Raw genomic sequence first — 23,844 nt, 5'->3', positions numbered from 1 at the left:
CCTTCTCATTCGAGCACCCCGGAGGAGCCCTGGTTCGCCGCCCGGCCCCAGGCCGAGTCGTCCTGCTGCAGCAGGTCGGCCATGGTGCGTTCTTCTTCCTCTTCGGGTTCTTCCTCGGCGGCTGCCGCGTCCCCCTCGCCCGCGTCGTCCGCTTCGGACCGCAGCGGTTCGGGCAGGTCGCCGCAGGTGGGCATCTCGTCGGAGAGGATCTCCGCCGTCGCGCCGCGGACCCGCTGGTAAGTGCCCAGCACCGGTTCCCCGGTGCCCGCCGGCTGCCACGGTTCGTCGCTGCGCTCGACGAAGTCGGTGCGGATCTCCTCGGCCCGCTCGTCGGCCGCGGCCGGGACGGGAAGGAGGCCGGGCAGGAACTCGGCGGTGCCGACGTCCCAGGCGGAGGTGTCCTCGGTGCCCAGCGGCCGGACCACCGCGACCCGCACCGGATCGCCGGTTTCCCCGGTGGCGGCCCGGCCCGGTTGTGCGCCAGTGCCCCAGCCGGCCTCGGCACCGGCGCTGGTCCACGGGTCGGCACCGGCGGGCAGCAGATGCACGGCTTCCGGTGGAGCCGGAGTGTCCTTAGCGGATTCCGAGGCGGGAGTGCCCACCCTGGACGGTCCGGCCCACGGTGCCGTCGGCAGCGGCGCCGCACCTTCGTGCGCGCCGGGATCCCCGATGTTTTCCGGAAGGTCCGCGGCCCACGGTTCTTGGATGGCACCGAGCAAGCCGGCCGAGTCCGGGCGCTCGGCGGCGGGCGTGTTCGCCCCGCCGCCGGGCGGCGTCATCGGCACGCCGGGGGCCGGCTGGGGTTCGCTGCCGTTGTCGGCGGGCGGCGCCCATTCGGCGGCTTGGCTCGACGGGGTGTCGCCGAGCGCGGCCGGGTCTCCGACGCCGACGGGGCTGGCCGCGGCCCAGGGCTCCTTGATGTTGCCGAGCAGTCCGGAGGAGTCCGGGCGTTCGGCGGCGGGGGTGTTGAGTCCGCTGCTACCGCCCATGCCGCCGGGCGGCATCATCGGCGGGGTGGCCGGGAGCGGCTGCTGGTCGTGGCTGGCGGGTGGTTCGGGCATTTTCGGCACGGTGCTTTCGCCGAGGCCCTTGACCGCCTCGCCGGGCGCTGCGGCGTCCGGCGACGGCGCCCATTCGGCGGCATGGCTTGGCGGGGTGTCTCCCGATGCAGCCGGGTCTCCGATGCCGTCAGGGGCAGCGGCGGTCCACGGCTCCTTGATGTTGCCGAGCAGTCCGGCCGAGTCCGGGCGTTCGGCGGCGGGGGTGTTGAGTCCGCTGCCGCCGCCCATGCCGCCGGGCGGCATCATCGGCGGGGCGGCCGGGAGCGGCTGCTGGTCGTGGTTCGCGGGTGGTTCGGGCATTTTCGGCACGGTGCTTTCGCCGAGGCCCTTGATCGCGCCCGGGTCTCCGACGTCGCCAGGTCCGCCGATGCTGCCCGGACCGCCGATGCTGCCGGGTCCGTGGCCGGTTCCGCCGCTCGCGCCGGGCGGGGGCGCCCACTCGGCAGAGTGCAGCGGGGGCGTTTCGCCGTGCGCATTGGGGTTGCCGATGCCGTCGGGCGGGTTGCTCAGCCACGGCTCCTTGATGTTGCCGAGCAGTCCGGAGGAGTCCGGGCGTTCGGCGGCGGGGGTGTTGAGTCCGCTGCCGCCGCCCATGCCGCCGGGCGGCATCATCGGCGGGGTGGCCGGGAGCGGCTGCTGGTCGTGGCTGGCGGGTGGTTCGGGCATTTTCGGCACGGTGCTTTCGCCGAGGCCCTTGATCGCGCCCGGACCGCTGACGTCGCCTGGACCGCCGACACCGCCGGGTCCGCTGACGCTGCCAGGACCGGTTCCGCCGCTCGCGCCGGGCGGGGGCGCCCACTCGGCAGAGTGCAGCGGAGGCGTTTCGCCGTGCGCATTGGGGTTGCCGATGCCGTCGGGCGGGTTGCTCAGCCACGGCTCCTTGATGTTGCCGAGCAGTCCGGAGGAATCCGGCCGTTCTGACGACGGGGAGTTCAGCCCGCTGCCGCCGCTGCCGCCCGGCGGCATCATCGGCATGCCCGCACCGCCCGGCGTCTTGTCCGACGGCGGGTTCAAGCCCGGTGGCAGGTGCGCCGGATTGAGTGCGTTGCCGGCCAGGTTGCCGCTGGCGCCCGGCGGTGCCGGGATCGACGGCGGAGCCACGTGCCCGGACCCGCCGGGGCCGGTGCTGCCGAGGCTGCCCGGCCCGGCGGGCGGCGGCGAGATGGCCGGCGGCTTCAGGTTGAGGCCGCCGTTCGACCCGCCGTTCGACCCGCCGGGCGGCGGCGAGACCGCGGGGGGCTTCAGGTTGAGGCCGCCGTTCGACCCGCCGGGCGGCTTGACCGCACTGCTGTCGCCCGGGGGCGGCGGAAGGACGGCGGGCGTGATCGGCGGCGGCACCTGCGCGCCGCCGTCGCCCGGCGGGTTCTGCAGGTTCGGCGGGTTGAGGCCAGCGCCGCCCGGCCCGGTGGCGTCGCCCGGAGGCGGCGGGATGGCAGCGTTGGCAAGCGGCGGAGGCGTGCTGTTTCCGCCCAGGCCGTTCAGGTCGGCCGGCGGCGGCTGCACGACCGCGTTCTTGAGCGGCGGGGGCGTGCTGTTCCCGCCGGGACCGGTGCCCTCGGGCCCGTTGACGCCGTTGGGCGGCGGCGGGATCGACGCGGCGTTCACCGGAGGCGGCGTGCTCCCGCCGCCCGGCGGGGGAGACACCGGCGGGGGAGACACCGGCGGCGGCGTCGGCGAAGGCGGGGGCGGCGTGGTCGGGGGAGGCGGCGCCGCCGGAGGGGGCGGGGTGACCGGCGGCGGAGGAGGCGGGTCGGCCGGCGGCGGCGGGGGCGGGGGAGGAGGCGGCGGGGTCGGCGGCGGCGGGGGCGTCGAGTCGGGAGTCGGGGGCGGCGTCGTCTTGCCCTCGTTGACGTGCACGGTGTGGTACTTCTGCGCGAGCTGGCCGCCCACCTTGCGCATGTCGTTGGTCATCATCGTGACCGCTTCGGGGAACTGCGAAATGTACGCGCGCCCGTCGCTGAGGTGGTATTTGCTGCCCTGCGCCAGCACCTGGCTGGCGTAGTAGCTGTCGATGTAGCGGATCGTGTCCTGCGCCCACTTGAGATACGCCGCGGCATTGACCAGGTTCGTCGGCACGTTGTTGGACCCGCCGCCGTCCCCGATCCGGTCGGCCAGATCCGAGAACTTGTTGCCCAGCGTGGTCATCATGGTCTTGAACTTGTCCGCGGCGTCGCCCTTCCACGGGCCGTCCGGGCCGGCGAGGGCGGCGGTCTGGTCCTGAATGGACTGAGCGACCATCGCGAGGTTCTGCTGCGTCTCCTGAAACACCCCGGCCGCGTCCTGAAGCGACTGCCAGTTGACATTGCCGTAGGCCTTGTCCAGGTTGTCCTGGCCGCCGGACAGCGAGCCGCCGCCCAGAATCGCCGCTTCGATCTGCTTCCACGTCAGCCCGTCGAAATCCTTCGACGGGTCGCCGGTGGAGTTCTGGTTCCCGGTCTGGGTGGTGTCCGGCCAGACCCCGTTGTCATCCGAGGTGAACCCGTGGGTGTTGTTGTCGTCCGACATCGTTCCTCGATCGCTTCGAACCCGGGAGAGACCGCCGCCCGCCGGTCAGGGTTTCTGACCGGCGCTGGTGATGTGGCCGCTGACTGTGTTGAAGTACTGGTTGTAGTCGTCGGCCGACATCTTGTTGACCTCGTCGGCGTTGTCGTACGCCTTCGACGCCTTGGTGACCGCGTCCGCGACCTCGTCCAGTGCCTTGCACAGGTCGTGGATCGCGGTGCGGGTGTTGTCCACCAGCATGTTCGTGCCCTGGATCGGCGTGACGATCTTGTCGTGCGCCGTCAGGAACACGCCCGGCTTCAGCTGGACCCCGTCGAGTTTCGCCGGGAGATCCTTGAGCGGCCCGTCCGCGAGCGTCTGCATGTTCTTCGCGAACGTGCGCATCGCCTCGGTGTTGACCGCGGTGACGCCCCTGCCGGGATGTTCGGAACCGCCGGGCACCGGCGGCGCGGTGCCGACGTCGCCGGGCGGGATCCACTGGTTGTTCACGTCTGGCGGAGCCTGGTCGCCGGGGCTGTGGAACTTGCCGTCGGACGACGTCTGTGTGTGGTTGTCGCTCCGCCCGTAAGGATTGGCAGCTGAATTAGCCATGCCCGTTCAACCTCCTTCCTCGTTCTCGTCCGCGGCACGGCGCCGCGGACGACAGCGTCGGTGCTAGGCGAATCGCTTGGCGTTGTTGCCTTCGGTGTTCGAAGTGCCCTCGTTGATCTGCGCGAGGGTCTGCGAGGCGGCGTCCAGCGCCTGCGGAAGGGTGAGCGCAGCCTGGTGGCAGTAGTTGTAGGTCTCGTGGAACATGTCGGCGGCGACGCCGGTCCAGTTCTCGCGCTGGCCTTCGATCACTGCCTTCATCTGGTCCAGCAGCTCGGTGATCTGCCCGGACTGCTGCTTCGCCTGCCCGACGGTGTCCTGCATCGTGGCGAAGCTGATCTGGAACTGGCCCAAAGCCATGGGAACGTCCTTTCGAGGGAAGGGAAGGGGATCAGAAGCCCTGCAGGCCGCCGCCGCCGATGACGGCGGCGTTGCTGTGCGCGGTGGAGGTGTTGTCCGAGTCGCGGCTGTCGTATTCGCTGGCCGAGGTCTGGACGTTCTGCGCGAGCTGGTCCAGTTTCTGCACGATCTTGCGGACCGTCTGGTCGAACTGGGTCATGGCCTGGGTGAACACCGTGGCCGAGTCGGACCGCCAGGTGCCGAACAGCGTCTGCATGGTGCTGTCCACCCGCTGGTTCACCCCGGTGATGTTCTGCCCGGTGTCGGTGATCGTCTGCGCGCCCTTGCGCATGACGGTGGTGTCGACGCGAGCGCCGTCCTGCGAAGCCATGCTCTCTCCTCTGGTCGGGTTATCAAATGAGCGCCCCGGGCGTCCGGGGCGCATGACGTCGCCGCAGGTGTTCTTCGTCCGGCCGAACGAAGAACAGAGCGAGACCGCGGACTCACCGTAAGTGGACGGTTAAGCGTTGTCGCCGAGGTGTTCCCTTCTGGACACCGGCGGGCGGACGGCTGGGCAACGGCCTGCCCGATCATCCCTCGCTGGTGGCACTGAGCTGCGGAAACGTCGTCAGTTCGCGGTGGATACGCGGCCTTGCCCCTTTGTCCGCGCTGGTGTGCCCGAGCGCACCCGGGGCGCGCGGCGGGCCGAGATCCGCCGGTCTTCCAAGCGAGAACTTCTCGTAACATCGTCCACTGCGGACGGTCGCAGTTGGACGGTGGGCTGACCGGGCTGGTGGCCGCCCGGAGGTGTCGGCCGGGAATCTCCGTGACTACGGGACGTTCGCGGGTTCCCGCGGCGACGGAGTCTGCCTGCGGATTAGCCCGTTCAGCCGCGGAAGCTGCATGGTCGGCGGCGGGCCGACGAACTTCTCGGCAAAGTCAGTGCACGACTTGAGTTGCCGGCGGTATCGCTCAAACGTGCAGAACTTCTGGATCATCGGTTGTTGGTCGATGAGGGTAACCGCAGCCGTTTGAATCCAGTTGTCCCGATATATCAAGAAAAACAGCTCGACTCGCACTCTGTCTCGGACGCGGATTTATCCTGCGGGCGTCCAACACCGTGTCGCTTCGACCAGCCGTGAAGTGTCGCGCCCATTTGCTCTTATGAGCGAACTCTGATGACGAGCCTATCCGGGAGCTGTCTGACGTGGACCGGAGATGGCGTCCGCTCGCGCCCGGCGTTGCCGGCGGGCACGAGCGGACGCTGCGCGCCGAGCGTCAGTGTTTCAGCGTGAACGCGAAATCGCCGGTCACCTTGCCGGTCAGCCGGCTCGCCGACACCGCCTTGCCGTCTTCGACCAGCCGCTCGACCTCGCCGCGGGAAAGCCCGAACCCTTCGGCGATCAGCCGCGCCGGCCGGACCGGGATCCGGGCTTCGAAACGGACTTCGACGTCGACCGCCTCGCGATCCAGGTGGTCCGAACCGTGTGTGTCCAGCCGCCAGGCCCCGGACCAGTCGAGCGAAACCCGGTTCCGGCGCTGGAGAACCGGCTCCTGGAGCAGGTCGGCGGCGAGGCCGGGATCGTTGTGGTGCAACCGGTCCAGCAGATCCGGCCGGACCGAACGGACGCGTGCTCGCTCGAAGACCGTGAGCTTCGCGGTGTCCCCGCAGCCGGTGCAGAGCACGAGCAGCCACGCGTCGACGAGCTTGTGGTTGGCGTTGACCCGGAACTTGCCGTCCGCCCGGAACTTCTCCGCCGCGCACGCATGGCAGCGCCGGCGGACGAGCGGAAGGCAGGTGGGCAGGACTGTCCAATGACAGAGCATAGAAGTACACCGTTCCCAGTGAGAAAATCCGCAGCACGAAACAGCGCGGCGCAGGTGCGCGGCGCGTCAGGGGTTGGGATGACTCACGCGAGGTACAACGGCACGTCCTTGCCTTGCCGGACAGGTCCGGGCGGACAGTAGCCGCGCCCCGGTCCGCGCGGCCACCGGTTTTTCGCCGGACCAGGCGTGCAGGCAATCCGGCCCGGCGAGCATCCCGCCGCCGCAGGGGGATGGCCGGGCTGGCGAAGGCGGCCACGTGCTTGGTCACCGCGGCGGCGGGCCCGGGACCCCGCTGTCCCGCTGACCGTGCCGCTGCCGGCGAAGTTCGCGCGCCCGACCGGTCCACGCGATCGGGCTCGCCGGCACAGCGGCGCGGACCGGGGCGGAACGGATAAGGTAGCCCGATGGGGTCGGTCAAACAGGTTCAAGTCACGTTCGACTGCGCGGAACCGATGCGCGTCGCCACGTTCTGGTGCGAGGTGCTGGGGTACGTCTTCCCGCCGCCTCCGCCGGGATTCGCCAGCTGGGAGGAGTTCGACCAGTCGTTGCCGCCGGAGGCGCAGGGCAGCGCGGCGGCCTGCGTCGACCCGGCCGGAGCCGGGCCGCGGCTGTACTTCCAGCGGGTGCCCGAGGGCAAGGTCGCGAAGAACCGGGTGCATCTCGACGTGCGGGCCGCCACCGGACTGGTCGGAGCGGAGCGCCTCGCCGCGCTGCGGGCCGAAAGCGACCGGCTGGTCGCGCTCGGCGCGGTGCAGACACAGGTGCTCGAGGCCGACGACCAGAACGAATCGTGCATCAACATGCAGGACATCGAGGGCAACGAGTTCTGCCTCGACTGAGGGGCTGAGCCCGGACTGAGCACGGCGGCCCGGAACCCGGTCGCCGTGCTTCGCCGGCCGGTATCAGCTCGGCTGGTTGGAATCGGCTCGGCTGACCGCGACCAGCTCGGCTGACCGCGACCAGCTTGGCTGGCCGGGATCAGCTCAGCCGACCGCGACCAGTTCGGCCGGCTCCTGCCGCGCGTACCGGCGGGCCATCGCGGCGCACACGATCAGCTGGATCTGGTGGAACAGCATCAGCGGCAGCACGATGAGCCCTACCTGGGCGTGCCCGAACAGCACCGTCGCCATCGGCAGGCCGCTCGCGAGGCTCTTCTTCGACCCGCAGAACACGATCGTGATCCGGTCCGCGCGGTCGAACCCCAGCAGCCGCGCGCCTCCGCTCGTGATGCCGAGCACCGCGGCCAGCAGGACGCAGCAGACCGCGACCAGGACCAGCAGCGGGCCGAGGTCGAGTGTGTGCCAGATGCCTTCGGTCATCCCCTCGCTGAACGCGGTGTACACCACCAGCAGGATCGAGCCGCGGTCGACCAGCTTCAGCGGCGCGGCGTGCTGCTTCACCCACTCGCCGATCCAGCGGCGGGCGAACTGGCCGGCGACGAACGGGACCAGCAGCTGCAGCACGATGTCCAGCACCGCGGATCCGCTCACCCCCGGCCCGTCGGCGGCCAGCAGGAGCGCGACCAGCAGCGGGGTCGCGACGATGCCGAGCAGGTTCGACACCGACGCGCTGCAGATCGCCGCCGCGACATTGCCCTTCGCGATCGAGGTGAACGCGATCGACGACTGGACCGTCGAGGGCAGCAGGCAGAGGAACAGGACGCCGGTGTAGAGCGGCGAGGTCAGCAGGCCGGGGGAGAGGAACGACGCGGCCAGGCCCAGCAGCGGGAACACCACGAAGGTGGCGGCCAGCACCGTGACGTGCAGCCGCCAGTGCCGCATCCCCTCGATCGCTTCCTGGCTGGAAAGCCGTGCGCCGTAAAGGAAGAACAGCAGCCCGACGGCGATCTTCGACGCGAGCCCGAACCCGGTCGCGACCGCGCCGGAGGCGGGCAGCAGCGACGCCACTCCCACGGTGGCGAGGATCGCGGCGATGAACGGGTCGATCCGCAGCTTGGCCAGCAGCGTCGAGACGGGACGGGAGAGCGAGGCGAGCACGGTGGTCATGGAGCTCCTTTCCCGGCTATTCTCCGACGGGCCGCGGTCATTCGGAACCCCGATGACCGTACTGACTGCCATCGTGGATGACGATAAGATGTGACGCATGCTGGACCCGCGGCTGTGCCGTTCCTTCCTCGCGGTGGCGGAGACCCGCAGCTTCACCGCGGCGGCGAAGCGGCTCGGCGTGGGCCAGCCCACAGTCAGCCAGCACATCCGGCGGCTGGAGACCGAAGCGGGCGGGCTGCTTTTCGCCCGCGACACGCACGCGGTCGATCTCACCGCGCGCGGCCAGGCGATGCTCGGCTTCGCGCAGACCATTGTGGACACCGAGGAACGCGCGAGCAGGCACTTCCGCGGTGCGCAGGTACGCGGCCGGGTCCGGTTCGGCGTGTCCGAGGACTTCGCGCTCGGCGAACTGCCCGGGGTACTGCGCCGGTTGCGGGAAAGCCACCCGCTGGTGGACGTCGAGCTGCACGTGGAGCTGTCCGACGTGCTGGCCCGCCGGATCGCCGAGGGGAGGCTCGACCTGGTGCTGGGCAAGCGCCGCCCGGAGGCGGCCGGGCCCGGGCGGCTGCTGCGCCGCGAACCGCTGGTGTGGATCGGATCGGCGGCCACCGAGCTGCTGCCCGGTCACCCAGTGCCGCTGGTGCAGTACCCGATGCCGTCGGTCACGCGGCAGTTGGCGGTGGAGGCGCTGGAACGGGCGGGCCTGGAATGGCGCGCGGCCTGCCTGACGTCGAGCCTCACCGGCCTGCGCGCCGCGGCGGCCGCCGGGCTGGGGATCACCGTGCACGCGCGGAACCTGGTGCCGGCGGATCTGCTGGAGCTGCCCGCGGAGCTGGGACTGCCGGATCCGGGCGAGGTCGACTTCGTGCTGCTGTCCCGCGACGGCGGGGAGGGTCCGGTGGCGGCGCTGGCGGAGTTCGTGGTCGCGCAAGTCGGTGCCGAGCCCGGCGGATTCGGCGCCGACGGCTGAGCGCTGCCGCAGATGGTCGGCAAGGTTCCGGCTGCGCCTTGTGTCCGTGAAGGGCCCCTTGAGGGAATCTGAGTCCGTGAAGGGGCCCTTCACGGCCACCGCGCCAGAATCCCGCCGCGTCAGCAGAGCTGCCGGGTCATCAGGCTTGCCGCTCGACCGCCGCCCGCAGCCGTTGCAGCGCCCGGTGCTGTGCGACCCGCACCGCGCCCGGTGTCGAGCCGACGGTGACCGCGGTGTCCTCCGCGGACAGTCCGAGCACGACGCGCAGCAGCACGATTTCCCGCTGTCGCTCCGGCAACACCTCCAGCAGCCGGGTCAGCCGGTCGTTCAGCTCCGTCCGCAGCAGCTGTTGCTCCGGGCCGGCGGAGGGGTCCGGCGATTCCGGCAGTTCGGCCATCGGCTCGGCCCGGTTGCGTGCGGTCGCCCGGTGCGCGTCCGCGACCTTGTGCTGGGCGATTCCGTAGACGAAGGCCAGGAAGGGCCGCCCCTGGTGCCGGTAGCCGGGCAGTGCGGCGAGCAGTGCCAGGCAGATCTCCTGGACCACGTCGTCCGCTGACGAAAGCGCTTCCGTCCTGCCTATCCGGGCCTGGCAGTAGCGCACGACCAGCGGCCGGACCGCGGCGAGCAGTTCCTCCGCTGCCGTGCGGTCGCCCTCGACGGCCGCGCGCACCTGGCCGTCGTAGCCGAGGCGTTCGGCCGGCAGGCGCGGCGCGGCCAGTGTGCTCGCCTCGGCTTTCAGCTGGCTCAGCGCGTCTTCCACGTCCAGCGCCGCGGCCAGCGCGCTGACCAGCGCGGTTCCGGCTTCGTGCAGCGCCGACCGCAGAGCTTCGTCGCGGTCGGCCAGGCCGAGCCGATGCCGGAGCCTTTCCCGGGCGTGCCGAAGGTTGGAGCGGACCGTGGTGCCTGCCATGCCAAGTGCCGCGGCGATCGCGGCAGGCGGGAACCCGTCCAAAGACCAGGACAGCACCGTCCGCTGGGTTTCCGGCAGCGTCGCGAGCAGCTCGACCCCGAGGGCGTTCCGTTCCACGACCGCTGCCAGCCGGTGGTCCGGCGGTGCCTCGAACCACGCTTCTTCCGCGGCGAGCCGGAGTGCGGTCAGCCGGACCGCCGCCCGCGGGTCGCCGTGCGGCGGCCACGTTCCGGTCGCGTGCACGAATGCGGCCACCGCGGCCCTGCGCGCCGCACCCGGCCCGACGCCGCCGGTGCACAGGAACGCCACCAGCCGCGGGAAATCGCCCCGGAAGAACCCGTCGAAGCCCGCCATGTGCACCCCCTCCCGTCGAAACAGGTGCAGTGGACGAACTCCCGGATGTAACGATCCGATCACGGCACCGTGCGTGACTGTGAGTTCGCCGGACGGGCGAACCTCACCGGGAGGCCGGGCGGGCGGGCTGGGTTTACCGGGAACCCTTGCCGGGTAAGCAAAATTTTGGGCTCGGCGGCACCGGCGAGCGGGGCCGGCGGCGGCTTAGCACGACAGCGGGCCAACCGCGTCTGCGATGTGAGGTGAATCGAAATATCGCGCACGGCCGGTGATCGGTGGTAGCTTGGAAAACCGGTCGCCCCCCGGTCCGCGTGATGCGGGGCGGTTCGGCCGAAAGCCACCGAACACCTTCTCGAAGCACAGTGGCTTGTGCGCGCGGAGAAGTCGGTTGACCACGGTTCGACAATGAGGACAGGAGGTGAAAAGCAACAATGGAACTCACGGCCACCAGCTGGCTTGCCCGCGCGGCGTGCCAGGACGAGGACCCGGAACTGTTCTTCCCGATTTCCGACATGGGACCCGGGGCGCAGCAGGTCGCGAAGGCCAAGGCGGTCTGCGCACGATGCCCGGTCCGCGCGGAATGCCTTTCCTATGCTCTCGACAACGGTCTCGGCAACGGGATCTTCGGGGGAACCACCGAGCTGGAGCGCCGGAAGCTGGTTCGCACCGGCTCCGCCGCCGCACAGCATCGAGTCGCCTGACCGCGTGCCGGTGACCATTTCCCGGCGGCGAAGGCAAAGAAGTTTCCCCGCCACGGCCGGCTGAACAGCCCGGAACTCGGTGGACCGCCCGGGCGGTGATCGCGAATGCGATCACCGCCCGGGCATTTTTACTTCGCGCTGACGCCGGGAGGGGCCAGGCAAACGACGCCGGGTGAGTTCTCGATCGCCCAGCGTTTATTCTTCGAACGTTTCGGCGAGCCCGTACGGGGCCAATGCCGCTGTTTCGAACGCCGCCATCGCGGTGACCAGCCCATTGCGTACGGTGAGCACGGTGACGCCGAACGCACGGTGCACCGATTCGCCCGGCCGCCGCAGGTAGCCGGCGACCGCGAGCTGCCGGTTCGCGCGCACCGGCACCATCCGGAAACTGCCCCGGAAGTGCGGCGACGCGGGATCGAAGCTCGGCCGGAGCGCGCCGAGGATCCGTTCGCGGCTGTCGAACCACAACGAGTACGGCGGCATCACCGCGCGCGCGTCCTCGCTCAGCACCGCGGCGACCGCCTGCACGTCCGCGGATTCGTAAGCCGCGATGAACTTCCGCAGCAGCGCCGCTTCCTCGGCGGTGGTGGTCTCCGGCGCGGACCATTCGTCCCGCCGGGCCGGCAACCGGGTCCGCAACGTCTCCCGCGCCCGTTGCAGCGCGCTGTTCGCCGAGGCGACCGAAGCGCCGAGCAGTTCGGCAGTGTCCTTTGCGGACCAGTCGAGCACGTCGCGCAAGATCAGCGCGGCCCGCTGGCGCGGCGGCAGCAGCTGGATCGTGGCGAGAAAAGCCAGTTCGATGGTCTCCCGCTCGACGACCGCGGCACCGGTGTCGTCCGGTGCCGCGGGGTCGAGCAGCAGGTCGGGGAACGGGCTGAGCCACGGCACGTCGAGCGCGCGCGGCGAGCCGACCGGGTCGCCTGCCGGTCCGAGCTCGTCCGGCAGGACGCGTCCGGGCCGCCGGGCGAGCGCGTCGAGACAGACGTTGGTGGCGATGCGGTACAGCCAGGTCCGGACGCTCGCCCGGCCGGCGAAGCCGGAACGGCCTTTCCAAGCCCGGAGAAACGCCTCCTGGGTGAGGTCCTCGGCCTCCTCGAACGAGCCGCTCATCCGGTAGCAGTGCACCCGGATCTCGCGGCGGTGCCGTTCGAGCGCGGCGGAGAACTCCGCGTCGCTGGTCACCGGGCCACGGTAGCTCAGGCGGCCTCGTCCGCCAGTCGTTCCAGACCGCTCTGCGTCTTCAGCGGCAGGTGCCTCAGGAACGCCACCGCGACCGTGACCAGCAGGGCGATCGGAGCGCAGATCAGGAACAGGTCGCTTGTCGCGACGCCGTACGCCTCGCGGATCACCGTCACCACCGGCGCGGGCAGCAGCGACAGATCCGGCACCTTCCCGCCGTTGCCCGAGGCGGCGGCCGCGGCCGGGCCGAGCCCGTCGGAGATCAGCGTGCCGACCCGGCTGGCCAGCACCGCGCCGAGCGCGCTGACCCCGATCGAGCCGCCCAGGCTGCGGAAGAAGGACAGCGTCGACGTCGCCGCGCCGAGATCCTGCGCCGGAACGTCATTCTGCGCCACCAGCACCAGGTTCTGGTTGAGCATCCCCACGCCAACGCCGAGCACCAGCATGAACAGGCTCAGCTCCAGCACCGAGGTGTGCGCGTCGATCAGCCCGAGCAGGCCGAGCCCGGCGGCCATCAGCACCGAGCCGAGCAGCAGGAACGGCTTCCACTTGCCGGTACGGCTGATCAGCTGGCCGGACACGGTGGACGACACCAGCAGGCCGAAGATCATCGGCAGGCTCAGCAGCCCGGCCACCGTCGGCGATTTGCCCAGCGACAGCTGGAAGTACTGCGACAGGAACACCGTGCCGCCGAACATCGCGACGCCGACCAGGAAGCTCGCGACGGTCGCCAGCGAGACCGTGCGGTTGCGGAACAGCCCGAGCGGCACGACCGGTTCGGGCACCTTCGACTCCACCCACACCGCGAGCACCAGCACCAGCACGCCCGCCGGCACCAGCGCCGCGGTCTGCCAGGAGGCCCAGGCGAACGTCGATCCGGCCAGCGACGACCACACCAGCAGCGTCGACACGCCGAGCATGATCAGGAACGCGCCGAGGTAGTCCACCTGCACCTCGCGGCGCTGCGTCGGCAGGTCCAGCGTGCGCTGCAGCAGCAGGATCGCCGCCAGCGCGAACGGCACGCCGAGGAAGAAACACCAGCGCCAGCCGAGCCAGGAGGTGTCCACCAGCACGCCGCCGATCAGCGGCCCGGCCACCGTGCCGACCGCGAAGACCGCGCCGAAGACGCCGGAGAACTTGCCGAGTTCGCGCGGCGACACGATGGCCGCCATGATCACCTGAGCGAGCGCGGTCAGCCCGCCGCCGCCGACGCCCTGGGCGATCCGGCTGAGGATGAGGATGTCGATGTTCTGCGCGAGCCCGGCCACCAGCGAGCCGACCACGAACAGCCCGAGCGACAGCTGGATCAGCAGTTTCTTGTTGTACAGGTCGGAAAGCTTGCCCCAGAGCGGCACGGTCGCGGTCATCGCGAGCAGTTCGGTGGTGACCACCCAGGTGTAGGACGACTGGCTGCCGCCCAGTTCGGAAACGATCCGCGGCAGCGCGTTCGCGACCACAGTGGACGCCAGGATCGCGACGAAGATGCCCATCATCAGGCCGGACATCGCCTGCAGTACCTGCCGGTGGGTCATCGGCGGGGAGGCGGTCGCCGGGGAATCCGCGGTCGACAAAGACATGACAGTCCTTTCCGGACTCGAAGGGGGAGGAGGTTCAGCTCGGGTCGGGCAGGCCGGCGGCGGCGATGGCGACGGCCTCGTCGAAGAGCGCGTGCAGCGGCCGGGCGCCGTCGAGTGCGGACCAGCGGCCGAGGGCGGTGTTGAGCACCCCGCCCAGGACGGCCAGCACCAGCGACGGGTAGAGGTCCTGCTCTGGGTCGGTGCCGCTGCGCCGGGCAATCGCCTGGACCATCGGCTCGCGGGACGGGGAGCTGAGCGCGGTCGCGCGGCTCATCAGCGCCGGATCGTCCTGGACGATGCGCAGCCGGGCCAGCCATTCGGCCTCGTTCTGCTCGATCTCGGCCATCTCCTCGCGCATGGTCGCGACCAGCGCGGCGAAGGTGCCGAGCCCGGCCGGTTGCGCGGCGAACCGGTCGATGGTCCGCGCGGCTCGCTCTGCGTGATCCGCGTACGCGATCAGCACTGCGTCCTCTTTGGACGCGAAGTAGTTGAAGAACGTGCGAGTGGAGACACCTGCCGCGGCCGCGATGTCGTCGACGGTTACCCGGTCCAGGCCATGTTCGTCGACCAGCCGCAGTGCCGCGAGAGCGATGGTGCGGTGGGTTTCGAGCTTCTTGCGCTCGCGCAGTCCGGGAGGGGGCATGCGGCTAGCGTAACAAAATCTTGCAGAGTCTGCAAAGTTGCAGTTCGTGAAGTGATTCGCGTCGCGGAGCGGGCTGGCAGAATCACCGGCTGTGAGCGGAACTGTGCTGGTACTCGGCGGACGCAGTGAAATCGGAACGGCGGTGGCCGTGCGGCTGGCCCGCGGCGGTGCGCGGCGGTTCGTGCTGGCCGCCCGGCCCGGGGCGGACCTGGGGGAGCAGGCGGCCGCGTTGCGAGACGCAGGCGCGGAGACGGTGGCGATCGAGGAGTTCGACGCCGACGACCTCTCCGCGCACCGTCCGCTGCTCGACCGGGTGCTCGCGGAGCACGGACCGCTGGAGATCGTGGTGCTGGCCTTCGGCATTCTCGGCGACCAGGCGCGGGCGGAGGCGGATGCCGCGCACGCCACCGCGATCGTGCACACCGATTACGTCGCTCAGGTGTCGGTGCTCACTCACACGGCGGAACTGCTGCGGGCCCAAGGGGCCGGAAGCATCGTCGTGTTCTCCTCGGTCGCCGGGATCCGGGTGCGGCGCGCGAACTACGTGTACGGCTCGGCGAAAGCCGGTCTCGACGGGTTCGCGTCCGGCCTGGCGGACGCGTTGCACGGCACCGGTGTCCGGTTGCTGCTGGTGCGGCCCGGCTTCGTGATCGGCCGGATGACCGAAGGCATGTCGCCCGCACCGTTTTCCAGCACCGCGGACCAGGTCGCCGACGCGACGGTCCGCGCGCTGCGGCGCGGGCGCGCCGTCGTGTGGGTGCCCGCGGTGCTGCGCCCGGTGTTCGCGGCGATGCGATTCGTGCCGCGCGCGGTGTGGCGCCGGATGCCGCGCTGATCCCGAACTCCCTGTGTCTGAAGGGGCACCGGCTGTCGCGGCGGACGTGAACACCGGTCACGGTGTGTCCACCGACACTCGGCCGAACGGGCAGCATCACATCTTCGCGACAGGTTTCTCAGGCTTTTCCCAGCTAACGCGGTGATCCTCGAAGGCGGGGTCGAAATCCGATCCCGCGGGGAAGCGAGGAACCAGCCGTGCTGCTCACGTCCAGGGGCCGCCGCGTCGGCGGCCGCGCTGTGCTGGGCGTCGTGTCGGCGCTGGTGCTGGGGGCCACCGGGTTCGCCTGGACGCAACTGCACCGGATCGACACGAAGCTCGCCACAGCGGACGTCATCGACCCCACGGCACAGGTTCCGGACGCGCCGGCCGGGCAGCCGTTGACCGTCGCGCAGAACATTCTGCTGGTCGGCCTCGATTCGCGCACCGACGCGAACGGCAATCCGTTGCCACAGAACGTGCTCGACGCGTTGCACGCCGGAAGCACCGAGGACGGCGGCAACACCACGGACACGATGATCGTGGTGCACGTCCCGGCGGGCGGCGCGGCCGCCACCGCGATCTCCATCCCGCGGGACTCCTATGTGGACATTCCGGGCTACGGCAAGCACAAGATCAATTCGGCCTACAGCCGCGCCCGCGCCGACGCTCGAGGAAAAATGGCCCAGCAGGGCCTGAGCGGCCCGCAGCTGGAAACGGCGGCCGACGCCGAAGGTGCGAAGTCCGCGATCGCCGCGGTCCAGAATCTCACCGGCCTCACCATCAACCACTACGCCGCGGTGAATCTCGCCGGCTTCGACGCGCTGAGCCAGGCGGTCGGCGGCGTGCAGGTGTGTTTGAAGGCGCCGGTGCACGATTCGTACTCCGGCGCGAACTTCCCGGCCGGTGAGCAGACCATCTCAGGCGCGCAGGCGCTGGCTTTCGTCCGCCAGCGGCACGGACTGCCCAACGGCGACCTGGATCGCATCGCGAGGCAGCAGGCATTCATGTCCGCGATGGCGCGGAGCGTCCTCGATTCCGGCACCTTCACCGACCCGGCCCGGCTGTCCGCCTTGGTGGACGCGCTGGAAGGCGCGGTGACGCTGGACCACGGGTGGAGCCTGCTGGGCTTCGCGCAGCAGCTGCACGGCCTGAGCGCGGGCTCGATCGGCTTCGTGACGATTCCGGTGCAGAGCCTGTCGCTGGCCACCCCGGCCGACGGGGACGCGGTGAAGGTGGACCCGGCGCAGGTCAAGGCGTTCGTGCAGACGCAGATCAGCTCGCCGGAAGCGGCCGCCTCGGGCGAGGCGCCGGATTCGGGGAGCGTCCAGCCGTCGGCCTCGTCCGCGACCCGCGAGGGCGGCGTCCGCCCGATCGCGGCGACCACGTCGTCCACACCGACCTCGTCGACCCCTCCGGCGGGCACTCCGGCACAGCCGAAGATGACCACGGCCAGCGGTTGCGTGAACTGAGGCCCGCCTGGGCGGTGGGCGCGGGAGCTGAGGCCCGGTAGGGCAATGCGGTCGCGCTCACGACTGCGGCGCGAGGGCGCGCGAGCTGAGGCCCGATAGGGCGGAGGGTGCGGGAGCTGAGCGCGGCGGGTGCGCAGCTCCGGATTTCTTCGCCCACGGCAACACTTTCTGCCTCGTCGATCGAAGTATCCGCCGCACTGGCCCGGTCAGCCCCGCCGGTCACCCCGCTCCCTCGACCGGCAGCCCGATAGTGAACGCGGCCCCGCCCTCCGCCGCCGGCCCGGCGGTCAGCGTTCCGCCCATCCGCGTCACCAGACCGTGCGCCAGCGCCAACCCGATCCCGGAACCCACCGGCCGCCGGTCGCGGTACCGCGCGTTCAGCACTCCTCGCTCGAAGGCCACCGGATAGTCCTCGGCCGCCAGCCCCGGGCCGCCGTCGCGGACCGACAGCCGGGCCTGGCCCTGCGTCACCTCCAGTGCGAACACGATGGGCGCGCCCGCCGGGGTGACCCGCAAGGCGTTCTCCGCCAACCCGTCCACCACCTGATGCAGCCGACGCGCGTCGGCCGTCGCCATCGTCGGCGCGGGCGGCACCTCGACCGTCAGCCGGACGTTCTCCCGCGCGCACCGCAGTTGCCACACCTCGGCGCAATCCCGGACCAGTGCGGTGAGATCGAGCGGCCCCAGGTCGAGCCGGAATTCGTCGGCGCCGAGCCGGGCGAGTTCGAGCAGATCGGACACCAGCCGCTCCAGTCGCAGCGCTTCGCGGTGAATCGTCGCGCCTGCGTGCCGCGCGTCCGCTCCTTCGGCGACGCCATCGGCGATCGCTTCGGAGAAACCGGTCACCGCGGTCAGCGGGGTGCGAAGTTCGTGCGACACCGACAGCAGGAATTCCCGTTGCCGCGCCTCGCTGCGGGCGAGCGCGTCGGCCAGTTCGTTCAGCGACCCGGCGACCTGCGCGACCTCCGCGGGCCCTTCGACCGGCACGCGCACGTCCCGTCTTCCGGCGCTCAGACTGCCGGCCGCGGCGGCGGCACGGCGGAGCGGGCGGCCGAGGAGCCGTCCGGAAACGTACCCGGCGGCGGCCGCCACGAGCAGGCCGATGCCCAGTGCGAGCAGGATGTTGCGCACAAGCGCCCGTTGCGTCGCCTCGGCGCTGCGCACCGGCTGGACGAGCGCGAACGCGGCTTGCGTGCCGACCGTCCGGACCTCCACCAGGTAGTCGAGATCCCCGACGGCGACCCGGGCCGAATGGTCCGCACCGGACGTAAGCCCGGCTTGTTCGGCGGCGTGCAGTGCGGTGGCCTGGCCGGTGTTCTGCCCGGTGATCCGGTGCACGACGACCTCGATCCCTTGCCCCCGCACGACAGCGGCGACCTTGCCGATCGCCAGCCGGCTGCCGATGCCGGTGTCGTCGAGCTGCCCGGCGACGACGTCGGCCTGGGCTCGCAACGACTGCTGCAGCACCGAATCCGCGGTGCTGCGCACCAGCCGGGACGCGACCAGCCCGGCGACGAGCACCGCGATGCCGGCGACCGCCAGGCAGACCACGGTGATCCGGAGCGCCAGGGTGGTTTTCATCCGGCGTCCGCCGCGTACCCGATGCCCCGGACTGTCCGAATGGGACTTTCCGCGCCGAGTTTCGCCCGCAGCTGCGCGACATGCACGTCGACGGTGCGGGTGCCGGCCGCCGCGGCGTAGCCCCAGACCGCGCTGAGCAGCTGGTCGCGCGACAGCACCTGACCGGGGTGGCGCAGCAGGTAGGCGAGCAGGTCGAACTCGGTGGAAGTGAGCACGACCTCGGCCTCCCCGGCCCAGGCCCGGCGGCTGGCCACGTCGATCCGCACTCCTGCGCAGGCCAGCGCGGAGACCGGACCGCCGGACGCCCGGCGCAGCACGGTCCGGACGCGGGCGGCGAGCTCGCGCGGGCTGAACGGCTTGGTGAGGTAGTCGTCCGCGCCGATTTCCAGTCCCAGCAAGCGATCCAGCTCGTCGTCGCGCGCGGTGACGAACAGCACCGGCGTCCAGTCGCCTGCCGCGCGCAAGGCCCGGCAGATCTCAATGCCGTCCATTCCGGACAGTCCGATGTCGAGCACCACGGCCACCGGCCGCAGCCGGCGGATCTCGGCGAGCGCTTTCGCGCCGTCCGGCTCGACCGCTACGCCGAACCCGTCGCGCCGCAGATACAGCGCGGCGAGCTCGGCGATCGCGGTCTCGTCCTCCACTACGAGGACGAGACCGCGGCCAGCTGACCCCATGCGGGCTCCCGGTTTCTCCAGCGGGCTACGTCGGAGGAAACGGTACGCGCGTCATTTCGAACCGTCGCCCGCCATGTCGTTCTCGATGGACTGGAGTGTCGACTGGACGCCGCTCAGATCACCGGGCGCCGCGGCGCCGGTGCCGGACGAGGCCGGCGTCGAGCCGTTGTCGCACGCGGCGCAGCCGAGCCCGGCCAGCGCGACGACCGCGGCCGCCGCGACGAACCGCCTCACTTCGGAGCCGCCTGGCAGTGCGCCGAAGCGAACGAGTCGAGCTGCTTTGCCGCGCCGGCCAGCTGGCCGACCTGGCTCTGCCGCTTGTCCGCTCGCTTCTGCAGCCGGTCTGCCTCCGCGGTGCGCCCCTTCGTGCGCGCGTCGTTCGCCCGGGCCTTGAGATTCGCGAGCGATCCGGCGACCTCCGGTCCGCCGTTGATCCGGTTCGTCAGATTTTGGGCCTGCTTGCGCAGCTTCGGCACCCAGACCGTGCAGACCTGCTGCGCCTCTTGCGGGCTCAGCGTGATCGGCGCGGGCGCCGGAGCCTGCGTGTCGGCGCTGGCGATCGGCGCGGCGATCAGCAGTCCGGTCGCGATGCCGCAGCCCGCCAGGGCCAGTCGCCTCGTGGTTCGCATGGTCGCGTCCTCCCGTTCGGTGTTTTCCTCTTCCCGGTTCACGGTCGCGCCCGGGTGTACGAGCGGTGTGGGCTGAGTGTTCGGGTTCGGTAAACCCCGGTGACCCGGCGGAGTGTTACTCTCCGGGAGAAAGCGAGGAGGACGCCGTGCTGGGAAATCCGTACGACCGCGACTGCCCGACCCGTCAGCTGCTCGACCGGATCGGCGACCAGTGGACGGTCCTGATCGTCGGGGCCCTGGTGGACGGCCCGCTGCGGTTCACCGAGATCGGCAAGCGCGTCGACGGCATCTCGCAGAAGGTGCTCACGCAGACGCTGCGCAGCCTGGTCCGCGATGGCATCCTGATCCGCACCGCGTACCCGGTGATCCCGCCGAAGGTCGAATACGAACTGACCCAGCTGGGGCGGAACCTGTCCGAACCGCTGGAACTGCTGGACCATTGGGCCCGCCGCAACATGGACCAGGTGACGGCGGCGCGGGCGGCTTACGACGCCGGGAACGCGGCCACCGCTTCCTGATCGCGCGCCCCGCAGCTGACCGGACCCCAATGCCACATTGGGTGCGTGCGATGCACCGAATGCCACATTGGGTGCGTGCGATGCACCGAATGCCACATTGGGTGCGTGCGATGCACCGAATGCCACATTGGGTGCGTGCGATGCACTGTCCTGAACTCGACATCGCCAGTCACGAAGGCTGCCGGAGCACGTTCGTCAGCGTATGCGCCTCCTTGAGCAGCAACGCGCCCAGCTCGGCTCGCCGTTCCTCCCGGAACCGCGACTCCACCCCGGTCAGCGTCAACGCCCAGGCCGGCTCGCCGGACGGGGTGAACACCGCCGCCGCCATTCCCCAGCTTCCCTCGACCACCAGGCCCGGATTGGTCGAGTACCCATCCTCCCGCGTCCGCGCGATCCGCGCCCGCACTGCCTCCGCTCGGTGTGCCGTGCCCCATTTCGCGGTCAGGTCCACCGCCGACAGGTACGCCTCGACCTCGCGGTCCGGCAGCATCGACAGCACCACCAGCCCGGCCGAAACGACGCCCAGCGGGAACCGCGCGCCCTCGTAGAGCACGAAGGACCGGATCGGGAAGTCGCCGTCCTCGCGCAGCAGGCAGACCGTCTCGTCGCCGCGGCGGGCGGAGAAGAACGCGCTCTCCCCGGTGGCCGCGGCCAGCCGGTGGACGCTCGCGCGGGCCTGCTGCGTGACGTCGTAGCGCGGCGCGGCGGCTTCGCCCAGCAGGTACAGCTCCGGACCCAGGTACCAACGCCCGCTCTGCCGGTCGCGGTCCACGTACCCCTCCGCGGCCAGCGTGGCGAGCAGCCGGTGCACGGTCGGCCGGGCCAGGCCGCACTGGCGGGCCAGCTCGGAAGTCGACGCTCCGTCGCGACGGGTGGACAATGCGCGCAGGACCGCGGACACCCGGCCGACGACGTGGTCCGGAGGCGAGGTGTGCACGCATCGAGGGTACGTCCGCTCAGTGAACGCATCGGCCGCGGGTGTTCGGTGCGCGAGAGGTTTATCAGGGAACCCGGCGTGTCGGTTGACCGGTTTCCCCTGCGCTGGGTTCGATGCGGGAGCTGACCACTCAACGGACGAAGTGGAGAGGATGCCGTGCCGACGAAGTACCGCAGCGCCGCGGAGGCCCTCGACGGGCTGCTCGAGGACGGGCAGACGATCGCGGTCGGGGGCTTCGGCCTCACCGGGAACCCCAACGACCTCATCGAGGCGGTCCGGGATTCGGGCGTGCGCGACCTGACGATCGTCTCGAACAACATGGGAGTCGACGGAGCCGGGCTCGGGATCCTGCTGGAGAACCAGCAGGTCCGCCGCGTCATCGCCTCCTACGTCGGGGAGAACAAGCTGTTCGCGCAGCAGTACCTCGACGGGACGGTCGAGGTCGAGTTCACCCCGCAGGGCACGCTCGCCGAGCGGATGCGGGCCGGCGGCGCCGGAATCCCGGCGTTCTACACCCGGTCCGGGGTCGGCACGCCGATCGCCGAGGGCAAGCCGCACGCCGAGTTCGACGGCGTCACCTACGTGCAGGAGCGCGGGATCGTGGCCGATCTTTCGCTGGTGCACGCGTACGTGGCCGATCCGGCCGGGAACCTGATCTACCGGTACGCCTCGCGCAACTTCAACCCGCTGGTGGCCACCTGCGGGAAGGTGTCGCTGGTCGAGGCCGAGGAGATCTCGGACGAGTACCTGGACCCGGAGCGGATCGTGACGCCGGGGATTTACGTGCAGCGGCTGATTCAGGCCGTGGCGCGGGAAAAGCAGATCGAGAAGCGGACCGTGCGGGTGCGTGAGGAGGCGTCGGCGTGAGCTGGAACCGGGACGAAATGGCCGCGGTCGCCGCGCTCGAATTGCGCGACGGCGATTACGTGAATCTCGGCATCGGGATTCCGACCCAGGTCGCCAATCACCTGCCCGACGGCGTGCACGTCACGTTGCACAGCGAGAACGGGATCCTCGGGCTCGGGCCGTTCCCGTGGGAAGGCGAGGAGGACCCGGATCTCGTCAATGCCGGGAAGCAGACGGTGACGCTGCAGCCGGGGGCGAGTCTGTTCGACTCGGCGGAGTCGTTCGCGATGATCCGGGGCGGGCACATCGACCTGGCGCTGCTGGGCGCGTTGCAGGTCGGGGCTAACGGGGACCTGGCCAACTGGACTGTTCCCGGTGCGCTGGTCAAGGGGATGGGCGGGGCGATGGACCTGGTCGCCGGGGCGCGCCGGGTGGTGGTGATCACCGATCACACCGCCAAGGACGGGACTCCGAAGATCGTGGAGAAGTGCACGCTGCCGTTGACCGGGGTCGGGGTGGTCAGCCGGATCATCACCAATCTCGCGGTGCTGGACGTGACCGAGGACGGGTTGCGCTTGGTGAAGACTGCGCCGGGGGTCTCTGTCGAGGAGGTCCTGGAGAAGACCGGGGCTCCGGTGGCCGTGTGAGGTGTTCCCGGGCCGTGGTCGCGGCCGGGCGCCCGGAAGCCTGAATGTCGCTGTGGTTCGAGCCGGGTTGGCGAGGCGGGAAAGATGCCTTGCCGGCCCGGCTCGAACCATGATGAGCGGTTTCGGATCGAGACGCTGGGCGGGGCTGGCTGACCTGGGTGCTCGTGCGGTGGAGCTATGCGGGGTCGTCGTGCAGTGAGCGAATCATGCTGCGGAGGATGCGGGTGGCGGCTTGCTGTTCGGTTTCGGTCAGGCCGGACAGCATTCTGATTTCCACCGATCGGACTGCTGCGGTCGCCTTTTCCAGGCTTCGCCGTCCGCGCGGGGTGAGTCTTGCGGGGAGGGCCTTTCCGACCGGGGCTTCCGCCGGCCGGGTGACGAAGCCGTCCCGTTCCAGGGCCTGGAGCAGGACATTCATTGTTTGCCGGGTCACGAACGCGCCGCGGGCCAGTTCGGAGTTGGACAGTCCCGGACGTTGTGCGAGCAGTTCCAGGCACGAGTAGTGCGTCACGTTCATGCCCAGCGGCCGCAGCACCTCCTCCATGGCTGCGCGGAGGGCGCTCGAAGCTTCCTTCAGCAGGTAGCCCAGCGAGGTCGTCAGGTCGACTCCGGGCCCGTCTTGACTCATGTCAGCATTCTGACATAAGGTGGCTCGTGTCAGTAATCTGACACAACGAAAGGATTGCCGCCATGCCCGCCACCGGCCCCGACTTCGTCTCGTTCCAGGCGCGTGACCTCGATGCGTCGCAAGCGTTCTACGAGCAGTACCTCGGTCTCGTCCGCTCGCCGGCCGGACCGCCGCACGCGGTCGTCTTCGAGACGAAGCCGATCGCGTTCGCGTTGCGCGAGGTCATTCCCGGCACCGATCTCGCGTCCGTCGCCCAGCCAGGCATCGGCGCCGCGATCTGGCTGCATGCCACCGACGTCCAGGGCATTCACGACGCGCTGGCCGCCGACGGGCACCGGATCGTGTCCGCGCCGATCGACGGCCCCTTCGGCCGGACGTTCACCTTCGCCGACCCGGACGGGTACCACGTGACGCTGCACGACCGCAGCTGAGCAACGG

At 70.7% G+C, this 23,844-nt stretch carries 25 protein-coding genes and 1 pseudogene; 9 read left to right on the top strand and 17 right to left on the bottom strand.

Translation table 11 applies throughout. From position 1 onward, the window contains the following. Positions 1 to 5: 5 nt before the first annotated feature. From AMYBE_RS45800 to AMYBE_RS0117840, 5 genes are all read right to left on the bottom strand, one after another. Positions 6 to 3,566 carry a hypothetical protein gene (locus tag AMYBE_RS45800; protein ID WP_027927767.1) on the bottom strand — a complete coding sequence of 1,187 codons (3,561 nt, stop codon included), beginning with the start codon at positions 3,564 to 3,566 and terminating at the stop codon, positions 6 to 8. 45 nt (positions 3,567 to 3,611) lie between these two features. After that, positions 3,612 to 4,154 carry a hypothetical protein gene (locus AMYBE_RS0117860; RefSeq protein ID WP_020660760.1) on the bottom strand — a complete coding sequence of 181 codons (543 nt, stop codon included), beginning with the start codon at positions 4,152 to 4,154 and terminating at the stop codon, positions 3,612 to 3,614. A 63-nt stretch (positions 4,155 to 4,217) separates the two neighbouring features. Next, positions 4,218 to 4,511, bottom strand: a complete 294-nt coding sequence (locus tag AMYBE_RS0117855) for a WXG100 family type VII secretion target (protein WP_020660759.1) — start codon at positions 4,509 to 4,511, stop codon at positions 4,218 to 4,220. Positions 4,512 to 4,542: 31 nt separating this feature from the next. Continuing rightward, complete coding sequence (locus tag AMYBE_RS0117850) at positions 4,543 to 4,881, bottom strand: WXG100 family type VII secretion target (RefSeq protein WP_020660758.1); 339 nt, start codon at positions 4,879 to 4,881, stop codon at positions 4,543 to 4,545. An 887-nt stretch (positions 4,882 to 5,768) separates the two neighbouring features. Next, positions 5,769 to 6,317 carry a DUF1062 domain-containing protein gene (locus AMYBE_RS0117840; RefSeq protein ID WP_020660756.1) on the bottom strand — a complete coding sequence of 183 codons (549 nt, stop codon included), beginning with the start codon at positions 6,315 to 6,317 and terminating at the stop codon, positions 5,769 to 5,771. A 404-nt stretch (positions 6,318 to 6,721) separates the two neighbouring features. Here AMYBE_RS0117840 and AMYBE_RS0117835 point away from each other — a divergent pair, with 404 nt between their 5' ends. Continuing rightward, positions 6,722 to 7,156: a VOC family protein gene (locus AMYBE_RS0117835; protein ID WP_020660755.1), complete on the top strand. Its 435-nt coding sequence runs from the start codon at positions 6,722 to 6,724 to the stop codon at positions 7,154 to 7,156. Positions 7,157 to 7,300: 144 nt separating this feature from the next. Here AMYBE_RS0117835 and AMYBE_RS0117830 read toward each other — a convergent pair whose 3' ends face one another. Continuing rightward, a complete protein-coding gene (locus AMYBE_RS0117830) occupies positions 7,301 to 8,323 on the bottom strand; it encodes a bile acid:sodium symporter family protein (RefSeq protein WP_020660754.1) in 1,023 nt (340 codons plus the stop codon). 97 nt (positions 8,324 to 8,420) lie between these two features. Here AMYBE_RS0117830 and AMYBE_RS0117820 point away from each other — a divergent pair, with 97 nt between their 5' ends. Then, positions 8,421 to 9,293 (top strand): LysR substrate-binding domain-containing protein, encoded by an 873-nt coding sequence (locus tag AMYBE_RS0117820; protein WP_020660752.1) that lies wholly within the window; start codon positions 8,421 to 8,423, stop codon positions 9,291 to 9,293. Positions 9,294 to 9,432: 139 nt separating this feature from the next. On the opposite strand, the gene shbA is transcribed toward AMYBE_RS0117820, so the two are convergent. Next, on the bottom strand, positions 9,433 to 9,996 hold the full coding sequence (shbA, locus tag AMYBE_RS46190; protein ID WP_034288751.1) for an RNA polymerase sigma factor ShbA: 564 nt from the start codon (positions 9,994 to 9,996) through the stop codon (positions 9,433 to 9,435). 168 nt (positions 9,997 to 10,164) lie between these two features. Beyond that, positions 10,165 to 10,557 (bottom strand): annotated as a pseudogene (locus AMYBE_RS46185) (sigma factor-like helix-turn-helix DNA-binding protein); the annotation flags it as partial. A gap of 431 nt (positions 10,558 to 10,988) precedes the next feature. On the opposite strand from AMYBE_RS46185, the gene AMYBE_RS0117810 reads away from it, so the two are divergent. Next, the gene (locus tag AMYBE_RS0117810) at positions 10,989 to 11,258 is read left to right on the top strand and encodes a WhiB family transcriptional regulator (protein WP_020660750.1); all 270 of its coding nucleotides are present in this window, start codon (positions 10,989 to 10,991) and stop codon (positions 11,256 to 11,258) included. A 195-nt stretch (positions 11,259 to 11,453) separates the two neighbouring features. Here the strand turns inward: AMYBE_RS0117810 and AMYBE_RS0117805 are convergent, their stop codons facing one another. The 3 genes from AMYBE_RS0117805 to AMYBE_RS0117795 are packed head-to-tail and all read right to left on the bottom strand — an operon-like array spanning position 11,454 to position 14,657. Beyond that, positions 11,454 to 12,440 (bottom strand): RNA polymerase subunit sigma-70, encoded by a 987-nt coding sequence (locus AMYBE_RS0117805; RefSeq protein ID WP_020660749.1) that lies wholly within the window; start codon positions 12,438 to 12,440, stop codon positions 11,454 to 11,456. 14 nt (positions 12,441 to 12,454) lie between these two features. After that, positions 12,455 to 14,014, bottom strand: coding sequence for an MDR family MFS transporter (locus tag AMYBE_RS0117800; protein ID WP_020660748.1), 1,560 nt, complete (start codon positions 14,012 to 14,014; stop codon positions 12,455 to 12,457). 34 nt (positions 14,015 to 14,048) lie between these two features. After that, positions 14,049 to 14,657 carry a TetR/AcrR family transcriptional regulator gene (locus AMYBE_RS0117795; RefSeq protein ID WP_020660747.1) on the bottom strand — a complete coding sequence of 203 codons (609 nt, stop codon included), beginning with the start codon at positions 14,655 to 14,657 and terminating at the stop codon, positions 14,049 to 14,051. A gap of 91 nt (positions 14,658 to 14,748) precedes the next feature. Here AMYBE_RS0117795 and dprE2 point away from each other — a divergent pair, with 91 nt between their 5' ends. After that, a complete protein-coding gene (gene dprE2 / locus AMYBE_RS0117790; protein ID WP_027927764.1) occupies positions 14,749 to 15,492 on the top strand; it encodes a decaprenylphospho-beta-D-erythro-pentofuranosid-2-ulose 2-reductase in 744 nt (247 codons plus the stop codon). A 197-nt stretch (positions 15,493 to 15,689) separates the two neighbouring features. Next, entirely contained in the window at positions 15,690 to 16,943 is a 1,254-nt protein-coding gene (locus tag AMYBE_RS0117785; protein ID WP_020660745.1) for an LCP family protein, read from the top strand. Between the two features lie 219 nt (positions 16,944 to 17,162). On the opposite strand, the gene AMYBE_RS0117780 is transcribed toward AMYBE_RS0117785, so the two are convergent. Genes AMYBE_RS0117780 through AMYBE_RS0117765 form a run of 4 tightly spaced genes read right to left on the bottom strand, consistent with a single transcriptional unit; the run spans position 17,163 to position 19,830 of the window. Beyond that, entirely contained in the window at positions 17,163 to 18,524 is a 1,362-nt protein-coding gene (locus AMYBE_RS0117780) for a sensor histidine kinase (RefSeq protein ID WP_020660744.1), read from the bottom strand. Then, positions 18,521 to 19,201 carry a response regulator transcription factor gene (locus AMYBE_RS0117775; protein ID WP_027927763.1) on the bottom strand — a complete coding sequence of 227 codons (681 nt, stop codon included), beginning with the start codon at positions 19,199 to 19,201 and terminating at the stop codon, positions 18,521 to 18,523. Before AMYBE_RS0117775 ends, AMYBE_RS0117780 begins: the two co-directional genes overlap by 4 nt. Positions 19,202 to 19,252: 51 nt before the next feature. Continuing rightward, positions 19,253 to 19,435: a hypothetical protein gene (locus AMYBE_RS0117770; RefSeq protein WP_020660742.1), complete on the bottom strand. Its 183-nt coding sequence runs from the start codon at positions 19,433 to 19,435 to the stop codon at positions 19,253 to 19,255. Continuing rightward, on the bottom strand, positions 19,432 to 19,830 hold the full coding sequence (locus tag AMYBE_RS0117765; protein ID WP_027927762.1) for a hypothetical protein: 399 nt from the start codon (positions 19,828 to 19,830) through the stop codon (positions 19,432 to 19,434). The genes AMYBE_RS0117770 and AMYBE_RS0117765 overlap by 4 nt, the downstream gene beginning before the upstream one ends. 146 nt (positions 19,831 to 19,976) lie before the next feature. Between AMYBE_RS0117765 and AMYBE_RS0117760 the strand changes: the two genes are divergently transcribed. Continuing rightward, on the top strand, positions 19,977 to 20,348 hold the full coding sequence (locus AMYBE_RS0117760) for a winged helix-turn-helix transcriptional regulator (protein WP_020660740.1): 372 nt from the start codon (positions 19,977 to 19,979) through the stop codon (positions 20,346 to 20,348). Between the two features lie 169 nt (positions 20,349 to 20,517). On the opposite strand, the gene AMYBE_RS0117755 is transcribed toward AMYBE_RS0117760, so the two are convergent. Continuing rightward, on the bottom strand, positions 20,518 to 21,285 hold the full coding sequence (locus AMYBE_RS0117755; RefSeq protein ID WP_020660739.1) for an IclR family transcriptional regulator: 768 nt from the start codon (positions 21,283 to 21,285) through the stop codon (positions 20,518 to 20,520). Positions 21,286 to 21,441: 156 nt separating this feature from the next. Between AMYBE_RS0117755 and AMYBE_RS0117750 the strand changes: the two genes are divergently transcribed. Together AMYBE_RS0117750 and AMYBE_RS0117745 are read left to right on the top strand one after the other, a co-directional pair. Next, positions 21,442 to 22,152: a CoA transferase subunit A gene (locus AMYBE_RS0117750; protein ID WP_020660738.1), complete on the top strand. Its 711-nt coding sequence runs from the start codon at positions 21,442 to 21,444 to the stop codon at positions 22,150 to 22,152. Next, a complete protein-coding gene (locus tag AMYBE_RS0117745; RefSeq protein ID WP_020660737.1) occupies positions 22,149 to 22,778 on the top strand; it encodes a CoA transferase subunit B in 630 nt (209 codons plus the stop codon). Before AMYBE_RS0117750 ends, AMYBE_RS0117745 begins: the two co-directional genes overlap by 4 nt. Before the next feature lie 175 nt (positions 22,779 to 22,953). On the opposite strand, the gene AMYBE_RS0117740 is transcribed toward AMYBE_RS0117745, so the two are convergent. Then, positions 22,954 to 23,406: a MarR family winged helix-turn-helix transcriptional regulator gene (locus AMYBE_RS0117740; protein ID WP_020660736.1), complete on the bottom strand. Its 453-nt coding sequence runs from the start codon at positions 23,404 to 23,406 to the stop codon at positions 22,954 to 22,956. Positions 23,407 to 23,468: 62 nt separating this feature from the next. Between AMYBE_RS0117740 and AMYBE_RS0117735 the strand changes: the two genes are divergently transcribed. Then, complete coding sequence (locus AMYBE_RS0117735; RefSeq protein ID WP_020660735.1) at positions 23,469 to 23,837, top strand: VOC family protein; 369 nt, start codon at positions 23,469 to 23,471, stop codon at positions 23,835 to 23,837. The last annotated feature ends 7 nt before the right edge of the window (positions 23,838 to 23,844 follow it).

This window comes from Amycolatopsis benzoatilytica AK 16/65 (genome assembly GCF_000383915.1).
Lineage (GTDB): Bacteria > Actinomycetota > Actinomycetes > Mycobacteriales > Pseudonocardiaceae > Amycolatopsis > Amycolatopsis benzoatilytica.
Note: the sequence above shows the minus strand (reverse complement) of the source record. Positions and strands in the feature narration are given on the sequence as shown.